Annotated in this window: 16 protein-coding genes; 10 read left to right on the forward strand and 6 right to left on the reverse strand. The window is 72.6% G+C overall.

Annotated features, from left to right (window positions below; translation table 11 throughout):
* Positions 1–74 precede the first annotated feature (74 nt).
* Positions 75–566 (reverse strand): anthrone oxygenase family protein, encoded by a 492-nt coding sequence (locus ACZ6ZI_RS31750; RefSeq protein WP_469526617.1) that lies wholly within the window; start codon positions 564–566, stop codon positions 75–77.
* 143 nt (positions 567–709) lie between these two features.
* Between ACZ6ZI_RS31750 and ACZ6ZI_RS31755 the strand changes: the two genes are divergently transcribed.
* The 3 genes from ACZ6ZI_RS31755 to ACZ6ZI_RS31765 all read left to right on the forward strand — a co-directional run bounded on the left by ACZ6ZI_RS31755 (position 710) and on the right by ACZ6ZI_RS31765 (position 4,336).
* Positions 710–1,924, forward strand: a complete 1,215-nt coding sequence (locus ACZ6ZI_RS31755) for an RNA-guided endonuclease InsQ/TnpB family protein (protein ID WP_469526620.1) — start codon at positions 710–712, stop codon at positions 1,922–1,924.
* 259 nt (positions 1,925–2,183) lie between these two features.
* Positions 2,184–3,566 (forward strand): AMP-binding protein, encoded by a 1,383-nt coding sequence (locus ACZ6ZI_RS31760; protein ID WP_469526622.1) that lies wholly within the window; start codon positions 2,184–2,186, stop codon positions 3,564–3,566.
* The gene (locus ACZ6ZI_RS31765; protein ID WP_469526625.1) at positions 3,563–4,336 is read left to right on the forward strand and encodes a thioesterase II family protein; all 774 of its coding nucleotides are present in this window, start codon (positions 3,563–3,565) and stop codon (positions 4,334–4,336) included. The genes ACZ6ZI_RS31760 and ACZ6ZI_RS31765 overlap by 4 nt, the downstream gene beginning before the upstream one ends.
* 67 nt (positions 4,337–4,403) lie before the next feature.
* On the opposite strand, the gene ACZ6ZI_RS31770 is transcribed toward ACZ6ZI_RS31765, so the two are convergent.
* A complete protein-coding gene (locus ACZ6ZI_RS31770) occupies positions 4,404–5,090 on the reverse strand; it encodes a TetR/AcrR family transcriptional regulator C-terminal domain-containing protein (RefSeq protein ID WP_469526627.1) in 687 nt (228 codons plus the stop codon).
* A 122-nt stretch (positions 5,091–5,212) separates the two neighbouring features.
* Here ACZ6ZI_RS31770 and ACZ6ZI_RS31775 point away from each other — a divergent pair, with 122 nt between their 5' ends.
* Together ACZ6ZI_RS31775 and ACZ6ZI_RS31780 are read left to right on the forward strand one after the other, a co-directional pair.
* The gene (locus ACZ6ZI_RS31775) at positions 5,213–5,731 is read left to right on the forward strand and encodes a hypothetical protein (RefSeq protein ID WP_469526629.1); all 519 of its coding nucleotides are present in this window, start codon (positions 5,213–5,215) and stop codon (positions 5,729–5,731) included.
* Positions 5,732–6,099: 368 nt separating this feature from the next.
* Positions 6,100–7,179 carry a saccharopine dehydrogenase gene (locus ACZ6ZI_RS31780; protein ID WP_469526632.1) on the forward strand — a complete coding sequence of 360 codons (1,080 nt, stop codon included), beginning with the start codon at positions 6,100–6,102 and terminating at the stop codon, positions 7,177–7,179.
* A 47-nt stretch (positions 7,180–7,226) separates the two neighbouring features.
* Here the strand turns inward: ACZ6ZI_RS31780 and ACZ6ZI_RS31785 are convergent, their stop codons facing one another.
* On the reverse strand, positions 7,227–8,165 hold the full coding sequence (locus ACZ6ZI_RS31785) for a ScbA/BarX family gamma-butyrolactone biosynthesis protein (RefSeq protein WP_469526634.1): 939 nt from the start codon (positions 8,163–8,165) through the stop codon (positions 7,227–7,229).
* 110 nt (positions 8,166–8,275) lie between these two features.
* Here ACZ6ZI_RS31785 and ACZ6ZI_RS31790 point away from each other — a divergent pair, with 110 nt between their 5' ends.
* On the forward strand, positions 8,276–8,911 hold the full coding sequence (locus tag ACZ6ZI_RS31790) for a ScbR family autoregulator-binding transcription factor (RefSeq protein ID WP_363056427.1): 636 nt from the start codon (positions 8,276–8,278) through the stop codon (positions 8,909–8,911).
* Between the two features lie 245 nt (positions 8,912–9,156).
* Positions 9,157–9,912, forward strand: a complete 756-nt coding sequence (locus ACZ6ZI_RS31795) for an SDR family NAD(P)-dependent oxidoreductase (protein ID WP_469526922.1) — start codon at positions 9,157–9,159, stop codon at positions 9,910–9,912.
* Positions 9,913–9,955: 43 nt separating this feature from the next.
* On the opposite strand, the gene ACZ6ZI_RS31800 is transcribed toward ACZ6ZI_RS31795, so the two are convergent.
* A complete protein-coding gene (locus ACZ6ZI_RS31800; RefSeq protein WP_363056425.1) occupies positions 9,956–10,612 on the reverse strand; it encodes a TetR/AcrR family transcriptional regulator in 657 nt (218 codons plus the stop codon).
* A 307-nt stretch (positions 10,613–10,919) separates the two neighbouring features.
* Here ACZ6ZI_RS31800 and ACZ6ZI_RS31805 point away from each other — a divergent pair, with 307 nt between their 5' ends.
* Complete coding sequence (locus ACZ6ZI_RS31805; RefSeq protein WP_469526636.1) at positions 10,920–12,116, forward strand: IS701 family transposase; 1,197 nt, start codon at positions 10,920–10,922, stop codon at positions 12,114–12,116.
* Between the two features lie 363 nt (positions 12,117–12,479).
* Here ACZ6ZI_RS31805 and ACZ6ZI_RS31810 read toward each other — a convergent pair whose 3' ends face one another.
* On the reverse strand, positions 12,480–13,001 hold the full coding sequence (locus ACZ6ZI_RS31810) for a hypothetical protein (RefSeq protein ID WP_469526639.1): 522 nt from the start codon (positions 12,999–13,001) through the stop codon (positions 12,480–12,482).
* Entirely contained in the window at positions 12,998–13,561 is a 564-nt protein-coding gene (locus tag ACZ6ZI_RS31815; protein WP_469526642.1) for a hypothetical protein, read from the reverse strand. Before ACZ6ZI_RS31815 ends, ACZ6ZI_RS31810 begins: the two co-directional genes overlap by 4 nt.
* A 145-nt stretch (positions 13,562–13,706) precedes the next feature.
* Between ACZ6ZI_RS31815 and ACZ6ZI_RS31820 the strand changes: the two genes are divergently transcribed.
* Positions 13,707–14,150 (forward strand): winged helix-turn-helix transcriptional regulator, encoded by a 444-nt coding sequence (locus ACZ6ZI_RS31820; RefSeq protein WP_469526644.1) that lies wholly within the window; start codon positions 13,707–13,709, stop codon positions 14,148–14,150.
* A 141-nt stretch (positions 14,151–14,291) separates the two neighbouring features.
* The gene (locus ACZ6ZI_RS31825; protein ID WP_469526646.1) at positions 14,292–15,275 is read left to right on the forward strand and encodes a DUF1702 family protein; all 984 of its coding nucleotides are present in this window, start codon (positions 14,292–14,294) and stop codon (positions 15,273–15,275) included.
* The last annotated feature ends 2 nt before the right edge of the window (positions 15,276–15,277 follow it).

Below are 15,277 nucleotides of genomic sequence, written 5' to 3' on the forward strand. Positions count from 1 at the left end.
GCGCGCGACGTCCCGGTCGGCGGGCGCCGGGATCGGACCCGCCTACGCGGAAGGCGCCTCGACCGGTACGGCCCTCACGCCGCCGTCACGACCGAGGCCCAGGCGAGCAGGCCCGTCGCCAGCGTGCACAGCAGCGTGCGCCAGACGTTCGCCCGTACCCACGGCCCCTCGAAGGCGCGGCGGACCGCCGCCGGGTCGGCCAGCCGGTCCGGCGGGCCGGCCTGTGCCAGCGCGTTGTTGAGCGGGATGTTCACCAGACCGGTGACCGTCATCGCCAGGACGTACGCGACGAACGCGCCGACCAGCGGCCACAGCGCCGCCCGCGCCCCGTCCGCCAGGTGCAGGCCGACGGCGAGCCCGGTGAACACGAGCGCGCCGAGGTAGCCGAGCAGGAACCAGCCGTTGAGGATGGAGACGTTGACGCGCTGCATCACCTCGACGACCGTCCGGTCGCCCGCGCCGCGCAGGGCGGGCATCACGGCCACCGAGAACCCGTAGAACAGACCGCTGACCAGGCCCATGGTGATCGTCGCCGCGATCAGTGAGGCCAACCGTGCCGTTTCCATCCTCTGATCTTCGCTGGGTACCCCTGGCTTCAGCCAGGGGGTGAAAGCGATCCTTGGCCCGGAGGCGCGGAGCGCCGGAGCCGGCTGCGTTGTCAGTGGCCTCGACTAGGTTGATTGCAGAAGTCGGAAGGGGGTGGGCCGCGTTGATCCGTGCGTACAAGTTCCTGATGCGGCCCACCGTGGGCCAGACGATCGCGCTGGGCGAGATGCTCCGCGATCACTGCTCGCTCTACAACGGGGCGTTGCAGGAACGTCGGGATGCCTACCGGCACGCCTCGAAGACGAGCATCAAGTACGGGATGCAGTCGGCGCAGCTCAAGGAGATCAGGGCGTTCGACCCGGAGCGTCACGGCCGTTGGTCGTTCTCGTCGCAGCAGGCGACGCTTCGCCGTCTCGACAAGGCGTTCGCCGCGTTCTTCCGCCGGGTCAAGTCCGGCGACACCCCCGGCTACCCCCGGTTTCGGGGCGTGAACCGGTTCGACACCGTGGACTTCCCCAAGGACGGCGATGGCTGCCGCTGGGATGCCACCCCGCACGACCCCGTTACCCGTGTCCGCCTCCAAGGCGTCGGGCACGTCAAGGTCCACCGGCACCGGCCGGTGGTCGGCAAGGTCAAGACGATGTCGGTCAAGCGCGAAGGGCGGAAGTGGTTCGTCGTGCTTACCGCCGAGCAGGCCCAGCCCGAGCCGCTGCCCGCGACCGGGTCCGTGGTCGGCATCGACATGGGCATAGCCCAGTTCCTCGCCGGCTCCAACGGCGAGTTCGTACCCAACCCGCGCCACGGCCGCCGCAACGCCGGCCGGCTCGCCGCCGCACAGCAGGCACTCGCCAAGTTCCCCCGCGTCCGCCGGGACAAGCGCACCGCGAACCACCGCCGGGCGGTCGAGAAGGTCGCCAGGCTGCACGGCAGGGTCCGGCGTCAGCGCCTGGACCACGCTCACAAGACCGCGCTTGCCCTGGTCCGGGAACACGACTTCATCGCGCACGAAGACCTCAAGATCCGCAACATGAGCAAGGCCCCCGCCCCCAAGCCCGACCCCGAGCAGCCGGGCATGTTCCTGCCCAACGGGGCCGCCGCGAAGGCCGGCCTGAATCGCTCGATGGCTGATGCCGGATGGGGGGTGTTCCTCGCGATCCTGAACGCCAAGGCTGAAAGCGCCGGGCGGGAAGTGATCGCTGTGGACCCCCGCAACACCTCCCGGCGGTGCCCCGAATGCGGGCACACCGCCAAGGAGAACCGGCCCACACAGGACAAGTTCCACTGCGTCAGCTGCGACCACCAGGCGCACGCGGACACGGTGGGCGCTCTCAACGTTCTATGGGCCGGGCTGGTCCGTCGCGACGCCAACCCGGCATAGCGAGAAGCCCCCTCATCCATGAGGGGGAGGAGTCACGTGGAGCTCCCCCGCGCGTCGTCGAAATCCGGTCGTGCGATGTGGTTTCGGGCGATCCTACGGGCGCTTCCGGCCGGCGGACCCCCGCGAACCCCCGCGGACACGGGCCTTCGCGGACACGGGCCCTCGCCCCGCGTCCACCGCCGCCGCCGACCCCCGCGCGGCCGGGGCTCCGGCGGGGTCCGCGTAGCCTGGGGCTCCACCATCGGAAGGGAGTTGTCGCGTGCTGACCGCCCTGGACGGGACGTACGGCGACCGCGCCGACGCCATCACCGTCGCCGGCCGCACCGCCTCGTACGAGGAACTGCTCGGCGCGGCGGGCGCCGTGGCCGCCGACATCGCGGGAGCCCCCGCCTTCGCCGTCACCGCGACCGCCTCCCTGGAGACCGTCGCCGCCGTCGTCGGCGGGCTGCTGGCCCACGTGCCCTGCGTCCCGCTGCCCCCCGACGCGGGCCCCGCCGAACGCGAGCACATCCTGCGCGACTCCGGCGCCGTCGAGGTGGGCGTCGACTTCGCCCGCCGCGCCCCGGCCCCCGCGACCGCCGGCGGACCCGGCGATCCGGCCCTGATCCTCTACACCTCCGGCACCACCGGCCCGCCCAAGGGCGTGGTCCTGACGGCCGCCGCGCTCGCCGCCGACCTCGACGCGCTCGCCGAGGCCTGGCAGTGGAGCGCCGAGGACACCCTCGTGCACGGACTACCGCTCTTCCACGTCCACGGCCTGGTCCTCGGCGTGCTCGGCGCCCTGCGCACCGGAAGCCGCCTCGTGCACACCGGCCGCCCCACCCCGCGGGCCTACGCCCAGGCCCGCGGCAGCCTCTACTTCGGTGTGCCCACCGTCTGGTCGCGGATCGCCGCCGAACCGGACGCCGCCGCCGCGCTGTCCGGGGCCCGACTGCTGGTCTCCGGCAGCGCCGCCCTGCCCGCGCCCGTCTTCCGGGACCTGGAACGGCTCACCGGCCACCGCCCCGTCGAGCGGTACGGGATGACCGAGACCCTGATCACCGTCAGCGGTCGCGCCGGCGGCGAGGTCCGCCCCGGCACCGTCGGCACCCCGCTGCCGGGCATCCGTACCCGGATCGTCGCCGAGCCGGGCGCCGAGATCGGCGAACTCCAGCTCACCGGCCCCACCCTGTTCGCCGGCTACCTGGGCCGGCCGGAGGCCACGGCGGCGGCGTACACCGAGGACGGCTGGTTCCGTACCGGCGACATCGCGGCCGTCGACCCGGCGGACGGCGTCCACCGGATCGTCGGCCGGGCCTCCATCGACATGATCAAGTCCGGTGGCTACCGGATCGGCGCGGGCGAGATCGAGAACGCCCTGCTGGACCACCCCCGGGTCCGGGAGGCCGCCGTCGTCGGCGTCCCGGACGCCGACCTCGGCCAGCGCGTCGTCGCCTTCGTCGTCGCCGACGGGGTCACGGGCGCCGAACTGACCGACTTCGTCGCCGCCCACCTCTCGGTGCACAAGCGCCCGCGCGAGGTGCGCTTCGTCGAGTCCGTGCCGCGCAACGCCATGGGCAAACCACAGAAGCGACTGCTGCTGACGGACGCCACGGCGAACACCGGCACGGCGACCACCACGCAGAAGGAGACGCGCGCGTGACCACCTCCTTCGGCGCGAGCCCGTGGCTGCGCCGCTTCCACCCGCCGACGGGGCCCGAGGCCGGTCGGCCGGTCCTCGTCGTGTGCCCGCACGCCGGCGGCAACGCCTCCTTCTACTTCCCGCTGTCCCGCGGCCTCGCCGCGCACGCGGAGGTGCTCACCGTCCAGTACCCCGGCCGCCAGGAACGGCTCGGGGAGCCGGTGCCCGAGGACCTGGACGCCTTCGTCGCGGGAGTGGAGGCGGCGCTGTCGCCGTGGCTGCGCACCGGGCGCCCCCTGGTGCTGTTCGGGCACAGCATGGGCGCGGTGATCGCCTACGAACTGGCCCGCCGGCTGGAGCGGTCGGGCACGGCCGCGCGCGGTCTGATCGTCTCGGGGCGGCGCTCCCCGGTGATCGACCGCCGGGAGGGCCTGCACGCGCTCGACGACGAGGCCCTGATCGCGCACGTGGCCGGGCTCGCCGGGACCGACGCGGAACTGCTGGCCAGGGCGGACATGCGGGAGTTGATCCTGCCCTCGCTGCGCGGCGACTACCGGGCGGTCGAGAACCACCGGCACGAGCCGGGGCCGGCGCTGGTCACGCCCGTCAGCGTGCTGTGCGGGGAGTCCGACCCGCGGGCCGACCCGGCCGAGGCCATGAGGTGGCGGGAGCTGACCGGCGCCGCCTTCACCTTCCGGGGCTTTCCCGGCGGGCACTTCTACCTGGTCGAGCAACACGAGGCCGTGGTCCGGGCGGTCACCGAGGACCTGGCGGCGTTCGCGGCCGTCTGACGGTTCGGCGGTACGCGGGCCAGGGCGCGGGATCGGGCGCGGGAACGGGTGTGGGCGCGGCGACGGTTCAGCGCGCCGCGCGGCCCGCGACCTCGGCCTCCAGCGCGCCGAGCAGCATCCGGAGCCCGAAGGCGAAGGAACCCTCGGGCGCGGCGGCGTAGGCGTTGCCCTCCGGCGCGTCCAGGCGGGCCCGTAGGCGCGGGAAGCGGCGGGCGACCTCGGCGGCCTTCGCCATCGTCTCGTCGAGGCGCGCCCGCGCGTCGTCCCCGTCGCGGCCGAGCCGGCGCGTCAGCGAGGCCTCGGAGGCCACGGTCAGGGCGCTGCCGAGGACGAAGGTGAAGACGGTGGCCGCCGCCCGGTCTGCCTCGGCCTCGGTGAAGCCGGCGCTCTCGTAGGTCGCGAGGCACAGGTCGTCGTAGCGGGCCTTGCCGGGTCCGTAGAAGAGGTGGGTGCCGAAGGCCGCCACGAGCCAGGGGTGGCGGCCCAGCATCTCGTGCAGGCCGGTGGCCAGGCGGTCGGCCGCCTCGCGCCAGCCCAGGGCCCGCGCGTCGGGCAGTTCGATCTCGTGCCAGACCTGGTCGGCCGCGAGCAGGACCAGGTTGTCCTTGTTCTTGACGTGCCAGTAGACCGCCGTGGCCGCCGAGTCCAGGCGCTTGCCCAGGCTCCGCATGTTGAGGCCTTCGAGCCCTTCCTCGTCGAGCAGCTCGATCGCGGTCGAGACGATGTGTTCCTGCGTCAGTGTGTCGCGTGCCATGGCCTCACGATAGGTGGACCACCCCGTCTTGCACAAAGTTCAGGAGACCACTTGCACTTAGTTCAAGTTCCCGCCTACAGTCCTCTTGTACTTAGTTCAATCCAGAGAAGAGGACACCGGTCGTGAACGCCTCCGTCGCCGTACTCCAGCTGCTCGTCGCCACCGCCTTCATCAGCATCCCGCTGGTGCGCCACCGCTTCGGGGCCGCCGCCACCGTCGCCGCCGAGACCGAACTGCGCCGCCAGGGCGTGCGCCCCGGGGTCCTCGCCGAGAACGGCATGCGCTTCGACGCCGGCGGCCACGAGACCTGGGCGCCCGTCGCGATCGCCGCGTCGATGGCGACCGCCGCCGGCCTCCACCTCCTCGGCAGCTCCTGGGCCTCCGGCGTGACCTGGGCCGTCCAGACGGTCGTCCTGCTGATCAACTGCCTGATCCTCCACAGCAACCTCACCGCCGTCGGCTCCGTGACCGCCGCCTTCGCCCGCAAGGGGGACGAGGACCTCGTCCGGATCGACGTCGCGGCGCTGCTCAAGGCCGCCGAGGGCGGCTTCCCCGGCTGGGTGTGGGTCCTCCAGAACGTCCGCCACGTGGTGGTCTTCGGCGCCTCCGTCGCCGCGCTCGTCCTCACCGCCGGGCTCTGAGCCCGTTCCCCGGGCAACTCCCCGCCGATACGGGTACGTTGGAGTCGACCGGCGCCACCGCGAGGCGCGCACGACCGGCGACACCCCCGCCGCGCCCCACGTCCTCGCGTCAACCCCGGGCCACGCACCCGACACCCCGGGCGGGTGAATCCGGCGGTCCCCGACCCCGGCGTGGCGCCTCATCGCCGCCCAGGTCAGGCGCCTGTCGACGGCCCCGCCGACGCACCCGTCCACCGGGCCGCGCACGGCAGGCTGGAACACCAAGGCGACCACGCCCCGGCGACCACGCACCACCGCCCGGTCCGCCCGAGCGGGGCAGCGCGGAAGGTCCGCCACCCCCCATGCCCGTAGACAGGACGAACCGCACGATGTCGGACAGCACCCACCTCTGGATGCGGCACGAGGCCCGCCCCACCGAACGCCGCGCACCCCTCACCCCCGAGGACGCGGCCCGCCTGGTCCGCGGCGGCATCCGGATCACCGTCGAGGAGTCGCGACAGCGCGTCTTCCCGCTCGCCGACTACGCCGCCGCCGGCTGCGCCACCGCCCCCACCGCCTCCTGGCACGAACAGGCCCCCGACGAGGCGTACGTCCTCGGCCTCAAGGAACTCCCGGCCGGCCCCGACGCACCGGCCCTGCGCCACCGCCACATCTACTTCGGCCACGCCTACAAGGGACAGGCCGGCGCCGCCGAACTGCTCTCCCGCTTCACCGCCGGCGGCGGGGCCCTGCTCGACATGGAGTACCTGACCGACGAGGCCGGCCGCCGCGTGGCCGCCTTCGGCTACTGGGCCGGGTACGTCGGCGCCGCCCTGGCCGTCCTGCACCACCGCGGCGCGCTCACCACCCCGCTGACCCCCACCGACCGGCCGGCCCTGGACGCCCTGCTCGCCGCGGGCGCCCGCGCCGCGGAGCCCGTCCGGGCCCTCGTCGTCGGCGCGCTCGGCCGCAGCGGCCGGGGTGCCTGCGACGCCCTGGTGCGGGCCGGGATCGAGCCCACCCGCTGGGACCTCGCCGAGACCCGCGCCCTCGACCGGGCCGCCCTCCTCGGACACGACCTGCTGGTCAACACCGTGCTGACCACCACGCCGGTGACCCCGTTCCTGACCAAGGCCGACCTCGACGACCCCGGGCGCCGGCTCTCCCTGGTCTCCGACGTCACCTGCGACGTCACCTCGGACTGCAACGTCCTGCCGGTCTACGAGGAGACGACCACCTGGACCGAGCCGGTACGGGCCCTGCGCGGCGAGGACCACCCCCTGGACCTGATCGCCATCGACAACCTGCCCTCCCTGCTGCCCGTCGAGGCCGCCACCGCCTTCTCCGCCGAACTCGCCCCGCAGCTCGCGGGGTTGGCCGCGGGGGACGGGGGCGGGGTCTGGGAACGCGCCCTGCGCACCTTCCGCACGGCCGTCGAGGCCCCGCCGGCGGAGGGCCTCGTACGCTGACCCGCCCGCGCGCCCGACGCGGGCGCGCGGTGCCCCCAGGGTCGGCGTCAGGGGATGTGGGCGACCGCCACCGTCGCCTCGAAGACGGCCTCCTCGCCCTGGACGGCGGTCACCCGCAGCCCCTTGTCCCGGCCCTCGGTCTGCGGGGGGACCGGCCGGGCGGTGATCCAGCAGGGCTCGCCGAACTCGACGTACCGCCGGAAGGTCACGTTCATCGAGGCGGGCCACCAGGCCCCGCCCTCGGGGGCGACGGCGTGCGCGGCCTGCCGCGTCGCCTCCATGAGCAGCATCCCGGGGACGTGGTCGACCGGGTGGTCGAACAGCACGGGGTGGGTCGGGTCGACGCGCAGCCGCCAGCGGTCCGCGTCCTCCGTGGGGGACAACACCACGTCGTCCGGCCGGTCCCGCCGACAGAGGGCGGGGGGTAACCCCTGGATCGGTTCGGGCATCTCCCAGAACTCCCGCGTCCCCGCCCGCCCGGCCCGCAGCCGCTGGTACACGGCCGGGTTGTGGCAGTGGAAGACGGTGCTGGCCACGGCCAGCAGGGTCTCGCCGCGGGTGATCTCGTAGTGCATGGACAGGGCGACGGGCAGCCCGCGCCGGTAGGTGATGTTCGTGCAGTTCACGTGGAGCTGGAGCTCGGCCGGGGTGCGCTCGACGCGCATCGCGTGCGGGTTGACCGCGTAGCGCAGGCGCGACCAGCTCAGCTGGTGCCCGAACGGTACCCCGTAGGCGGTGTGGGTCAGGAGCGGGAGCGTCTGGCGGATGGTCTCGCACAGCAGCATGGGGTCGTACAGGCCCCGGTCACAGACGTAGAAGCCGTGACAGCGGGGCCATTGGGCATCGATCGTGAACGCGTCGGGTCCGCTCGGCGTGCATCCCGTCAGGAACACGTCGGAGAGGGCGGCGCGATGAACGTATTCCTTCGCAACGGTCGTGGTCAGGGCGCTGCGGGCAGGTGCGGGACGTTCAGTCGATATGAGCATGCCATTCCCCTCTGGCGTGCGTATGTGTGGCCGTGACTGGCCTGGTCGGCCATTGGCGCGGACTGTAAAATAAAGTGCGTTCGCTTTGTTTGTCGAGAGAGGATGCACAAGTGGTGGAGCCGCAGTTGAAGCAGGAGCGCGCGGTGAAGACCCGGCAGGCGATCATCTCGGCGGCGGCCGAGGTCTTCGACGAGAGCGGCTACCTCGGCGCCAGCATGCGCGAGATCATGAAGAGGGCGGGAGTGACGCTCGGGGCGGTGTACTTCCACTTCCCCAACAAGGAAGCCCTGGCCACGGCGGTGATGAACTCCCAGCCGGCCACCATCATGCCCAGGCTGACCTCGGAGGGGCTCCAGCGCCTGGTCGACCTCACCCTCGTCTGGTCGCACCAGCTCCAGGTGGACAAGATCCTGCGCGCGGGCGTGCGGCTGGCCGTCGAACAGACCGGATTCGGGGTGCACGACGCGGGCTCGTTCCACGAATGGCAGAAGATCATGGAGGAATGCCTGCTGGTGGCCCGTGATCGGGGGGAACTCGACGAGGACGCCGATGTCGCGAAGATCGCGGAATTCGTCGTCGGCGCGTGCACCGGAATGCAGCTGTACTCCGATCTGGTGACCAACCGTTCCGACCTCCCGCGACGCACCGTGGCCATGTGGGAACTCCTCATTCCGTCCATCGCGAGCGCGAGCGGTCGCAAGGCGGTGAAGGTCAGCGTCCGACGCGCGGCGGCCCTGATCAAGTAGCCGGTACGAAGGGGCGGTTGCGGGGGTTCAGCGGCTACGTCACGGACGGCACCGTTCGACGTAGACGGGCGACAGCCGACGACGTAGGCAGCGTACGTTCTGCCTGTCGGGCGGCCGATTCGGTGTGATAGAACGCCTCATCCCCAGGTGAACGCATGACCGGTTCTTTACGCCGCCGTTGCACCGCAGACCTGCCAGCCCCCCTCCGCCGCTCTGCCGAAGGAACCGCCGTGAGCGACTTACGCATGCTGGAGAACAAGGTCGTCATGATCACCGGTGCCTCCAGTGGCATCGGCGCGGCCGCGGCCCGGCTGTTCGCGGCCGAAGGTGCGGCCGTGGTCGTGACGGCACGCCGCGAGGAGCACCTCGACGCCCTGGCCGAGGAGATAAGACGGCGCGGCGGACAGGCGACGGCGGTGGCCGGCGACGTGGCGAAGTCCGACGACGTGGCCCGCGTGGTCGCCCGGGCGGTCGCGGAGTACGGCCGGCTCGACGGGGCCCTCAACAACGCGGGATGGGCCACGGCCGGCACCCGCGTGCACGAGACCGACGACTCCGTCTTCGACCAGGTCCTCGACGTCAACCTGCGCGGCGTGTGGAACTGCCTGCGCCACCAACTGCCCGCGATGCTCGCCACCGGATCCGGCGGATCGATCGTGAACACGGCGAGCGTGGCGGGCGTCCGCGCCACCGGCGCCACCGCCTCCTACATCGCCGCCAAACACGCGGTGATCGGCCTGACCAAGGCGACCGCCGACGAGTACGCGGCCGACGGCATCCGGGTCAACTCCCTCGTCGTGGGCAGCACGAGGACGGAACTCATGACCGACATCCTGCGGCACACCCCCTCGCTGGAGGAGGCCTTCACCCGGCGCTCCCTGCAAAAGCGCATGGCGGACCCCGACGAGGTCGCCCAGGCCGCGGCATGGCTGTGCAGCGACCGCGCCTCCTTCGTCACCGGCACGGCCCTGCCCGTGGACGGTGGCTGGACGGCCGCCTAGGGGTTCCTCCGCTCCGGACGCCCCGGACGCCTCGGGTCGAGAGCTAGCCGACCACCCGGCCCTCGCGGCCCGAGACGACCGCGTGGTGTCGGGTGACCTCGGTGATGTTCTCCCGGTCGGCCAGGATCCCCGTCAGGACCAGTCGCCAGGTGTCCTCCAACAGCGTGACCGCGCCCTCGGTGGACCAGGCCGGGCCCGTGGGGCGCCGCGAGGCCATCTCGGTGGCGGACACCAGGCTCACCACCAGGGCCGCCACCGCCTCCGGGTCCGTCCCGCGCAACAACCCGCCGTCCTCGCGGGCCTGACGCAACAACGCGTGCGCGTCGGGGAGCCAGGTCGCGGACCACGGCTGCGCCCCGGGCCGTTCGCGCTCCAGGCGGATGGTGGCCCGTACGGCCGCGTTCCTGCCGATCTGCCGGGTCAACTCCAGGGTCAGCTCGACGAGCCGGCGCAGCGCGCTGCCGGGCCGGGCCCGGACGCGCTCCAGGGCCGCCCGGGTGTCGGCGCGGCCCACCTCCTCGACGGCCTCGGCCAGCTCGGCCTTGGACTTGAAGTGGAAGGTCAGGCCGCCCACCGAGATCCCGGCCGACTTGCTGATCTGTGACAACGAGGTCCCGGCGTAGCCGTCCTGGTCGAAGTGGGCTGCGGCCGCCCGCACGAGGGCGCCGCGGCTCCTGACCGCCCTCTGCTGATTCGCCATGGGTTCTCCGAAGGTGGGTCGGGAGGTGCCCGGCCCACCGGTGCGCTGTCCCGGCACCTCAAGCGTGCGTGGTTGCGATGCCTCCAGCTTCCGCATGATCAGGCGGCGAACGCAACGCAGAGTTGCCGAAGTGGTGACTGGACGTGGTCACACCACCGTGCGGGCGGACGGGGCGGTGTCCACTTGCCGAAGTGGGCCCGGATCGTGGCCGGTTGGGGTGGAGGTACGTTCACCCACTGGAAAAAAAACGAACGATCGCTATGCTGATGCGGAGCGGCTGGATGACCGATGCAGGAAGGATCGCGCCATGGCGGCGAACGACTCGAGCCTTGCCCAAGCGCCCGTCTCGCTGATGACCGAACAGCTCTTCGGGCACCTGCCCCGGGCCGACCAGCGCTACTGGGCCCAGGCCTACCTCCAGGGGCTGCTCACCACCGAGGGCAAGAAGTCGGTACGACGGATCGCCGCGGCGGTGTCCGACTCACCGACGGCCCCGCAGTCGATGCACCAGTTCGTCAACGCCAGCCCCTGGGACTGGGGTCTGGCCCGCGCCGAACTCACCCGCTGGGTGGAGCGCAGGGTGGAACCCCAGGCATGGGTCCTCGACACGGCCGTCCTGCGCAAGCGCGGCGAGCACTCCTGCGGCGTGCACCGCCGCTTCGTACCCGCCACCGGGCGCTCCGTGAACTGCCAGGTCGGCGTGGGCGCCTTCCTCGCGACCGCCACCGACGCCTTCCCCGTCGACTGGGGCCTGCTGCTGCCGGGCGCCTGGGCCGGCGACGAGGAACGCCGCTCACGCGCCCGGATCCCCGAAGGCGTCACCCACCGCGCCGTCGAACAACACACCCTGGACCTCGCCGACGCCCTGGCGGTGAACACCCGCTTCGGTGCCCCGCCGATCGTCGCCGACCTCACCACCTGCCCCGGCGCCGCACCCCTCGTCAGGGCACTGAGCGCACGCGGCCGCGACTTCGTCGTCGCGGTACCCGGCCGCATACCGGTGGTACCCGGCGTCCACGGCAACGGCCGCGCCACCTACGTCGGCGGCGGCGGACTGCCGGCGGCGATGGAGGCCCGACGGTTCTTCGAGCTCAAGCCCGAAAGCCACTTCCGCCTCGACACCCTCGGCAGCCACGAGGGACAGCCCGGCCGCACCTCCGTCGTCACCGGCCTCGTCCGACTCCCCGAACTGCGCACCACCCGACAGAACCCCCACCACACCTACCGGCTGTTCGCCGTACGCCACCACGCCGGCCGGCGCTCACCCCAACTCTGGCTCACCAACATGCTCTACCGGCGCTCCGACGAACTCGTCGCCCTCGCCCAGCTCCACCGCCGGGCCGGCGCCACCGTACAGCGCCTGGAAGACGACTTCGGCCTCCTCGACTTCGAAGGCCGCTCCTACCCCGGCTGGCACCACCACATGACCCTCGTGTCGGCGGCCTACGCGTACAGCCGTCTCGCCCTCCCCGGCGAGACCGCGCCCGCGGGCCGCACGGCCTGACCCGCGCGGACCCCCCTCCCCGGGTCCGTAGCCCCCCGTCCCTCCGCCTCCCTACCCCCGCGGCGGAGGGACGGGGCTGTATTTTTCGGGGCTCGGTTCGCCTCCGGGGGCGCAGATGTCGGCTCCAGGAGGGCGTACGTCCTCGAAAACGCTCGTTCCTCGCGTTTCCTCCGGGCGTTCGCCCTCCTTCGCCGACGCGCCCCCTTCGGCTCACTCGCCCGCGCGGGCTGCGAAAGGGGCGGGGGCGGGCGCCCGCGCCCCCTTCGGCTCACTCGCCCTGTGCGGGGGGAGAGGTGGCGCGGACGTGGGGAAACCCCCGGTGGCGAGGTCGTGCCGCCGGGGGTTTCCGTCGTGCCGCGCGGGTCAATCGGCCGTGCGGGCTCCGGGGGGAGCGGTGGTGCGCGGGGGCATCAGGTGGCGTCGGACCACCACGGCGAGCAGGGCGTACCCGATCACCAGCATCGCGCCCGTGAACGCCAACTCGGCCGAGCGTCCCGGCCGGTAGACCCGGCCCGGGTTGCCCACGTCCACGGCGGCCGCCGTCTGCCCCATGCCGAGAGAGTCCCGGTCGGTCCCGTACAGCTTGACGTTCTCGATCGCCGCGCCCGCCCCGTCCGCCGGACGGAAGTCGCCCGACCACTCACAGGTCTCGTGCCCCGGATGCTGGATGCACGTCAACCGGCTCGCCGTGAACGTGCCCGCCACCCCGTCCGTCGTCGCCGAGCGCAACGCGTTGCCCAGGTTCGGCAGCGACAGGTAGAGCATCAGCGCGGCGCCCATCAGCACGAGCAACGAGACGAACCCCGACGGCCGGCGGGCCGGCCGGGCCGGGGGAGGTGTGGGGGCGGACGCCCCCGGGGCGGGGGCGGCGGCCGTCAGACTCATGCCGTCAGGGCGCAGTCGCAGCGCGCGGAGGAGTTGTCGGAGTTCGCCCGCGTGTGCAGCACCATGGCGACGATCATGGGGATCGTGACGATCGCGTTGTAGAAGAGGTGCAGCTCCACGCGCGGCGCCAGCAGCTGGACGATGCTCGTCGGCACCGCCTTGCCCGCCAGGAAGGCACCCGTCAGCGCCTGGACCAGCAGCAGCAGGTGCTCGAAGTGGTGCCACACCTGGACGCCGAGGGTGACGTTCCACCAGGTGCGGGAGCGGCCGGTGAACCCGCGCCGCAACATCAGGAAGCCGGCCAGCATCAGCAGGGCGTACCCGTAGTGCATCCACTCGGACTTCACCAGCCACGGGAACGGCACACCGAGGACGCCGCGCGCCTCGGGCAGCGGCCAGCCGAGGACGTATATCTGCGCGGCCTGGGCGAGGTGCTCGGCCCAGTGCGCCACGACGATGACCGCGAAGACCCGTAACGCCGTCTTGTGGTAACGAGTGTTGAGCGCGTCGATCAGCCCTGTCGCCTGCCGTTCGGTACCGGTGTGCACTCCTGCGGCCACCCGCCCCACCTCCATCGGTCGAGGAAATCCCGCGCATCATCGCACCACCGCGCGTGGCCCGCGGTCTTCTTCGGAATTGCGCTGTTGCGGTCCGCGGCCCCCGGATGAGTCCTTTCACGCAACCCTCCCCGCTACGGTGGGCCGCATGCTGCCACGGACATACGAAGGTCAGGACTGCAACCTCGCCCGCTCCCTGGAGGTGATCGGCGAGCGCTGGAGCCTGCTGATCGTGCGCTCGGCCCTGCTCGGGGTGAAGCGCTTCGACGGCTTCCTCGGCAACCTGCACATCGCCCGCAACGTGCTCACCAACCGGCTGGGCCGGCTCGTCGACCTCGGGATCATGGAACGCGTCCCGTACCAGGACAAGCCCGTCCGCCACGAGTACCCGCTCACCCCCATGGGGCGCGACCTCACCACGGCCGTCCTCGCCCTGATGCAGTGGGGCGACCGCAACCTGCCCACCGAGCAGGGACCCCCGCGCCGCGCCGAACACATCGGCTGCGACGGCCACGTCCAGGTCCGGCCCGTCTGCGAGGGGTGCGACCGCGAGGTGCACGGCGAGGAGGTCGCCGTCCGCCGGCTGCGCTGACCCGCCCGCGCCCCCGTCGAGGTTGAACACGCCCTGTTCAAGGGGCCGTTGCGCACTCCGGAAGATGCCCGTCGCCGGCGGGCGCGCCCACCATGGGGCCCTCCGCCACCACCCCGGGTGGCTGCGCGAAGGAGGCACCGCGTGGCAACGGCAATGGGATCACTGCGCAAGCTGCTGATGGCCCCGTCCCTGAGGGACGTCAGCTTCTCCGGCCGGGGCTTCCCCGTCACCGAGACCGCGGCCACCCGGCAGCTGGAGAGCATCCCGCAGGCCGTCGTCAACGGCTTCGAGTGGGGCATCGAGGCCCGCGACCTGTGGGAGACCGAACGCCGGCTGTCCCTGGTCGACGCCGAGCTGCGCGGCTTCGCCTACGAGGGCGCCACCATGGCCTGCGTCATCCGCGACACGATGGGCCCGGGCCGCGGCCGGCGCACCGCCGACCTGCTCCAGGGCGGCGGCAGGCCCCACATCTTCCTCAACTACATCGGCATCGGCTTCGCCATGTCCAAGCTGCCCCGCCCGCTGTGGAAGAAGGTCGTGCCCGAGCTGGAGGGCGAGGAGTTCTACCCGCCCATGACCTGGCTCGCCGTCGACGGCTACGGCTTCGACAAGGCCTACTTCGACACCCGCCGGTGGATCGACGAGCAGCGCCTCGACACCCCCCACCCGTGGGACGGCCACCCCGACTACTTCCAGCGGGCCGTCGACCAGGGCATCGGGCGCGCCCTGTGGTTCGTGAACGGTGCCCGCGTCGAGCAGGTCGCCGCCGCCGTACGCCGCTTCGCGACCGGCCGGCAGGCCGACCTGTGGGCCGGCGTCGGCCTCGCCGCCACCTTCGCCGGCTGCTCCACCGCCGAGGACCTCGCCGCCCTGAGCGCCGCCGCCGGCGAGCTGCGCGACCACGTCGCCCAGGGCTCCGTCTTCGCCGCCAAGGCCCGCCACTTCTCGCGCACCGTCCCCGAGCACACCCGCACCGCCGTGCACGCCCTCGCCGGCCTCACCGTCGAGGCCGCCGCCGCCCTCGCCGACGACAGCGCACCCGAACCGAGCGCCGCGGGCGAGGTGCCCACGTACGAGCACTGGCGCCGCGCCGTCCGCGAAAAGGTCCTCGTCAATTCTGTATGAGC

Source organism: Streptomyces sp. NPDC103540 (assembly GCF_055584445.1).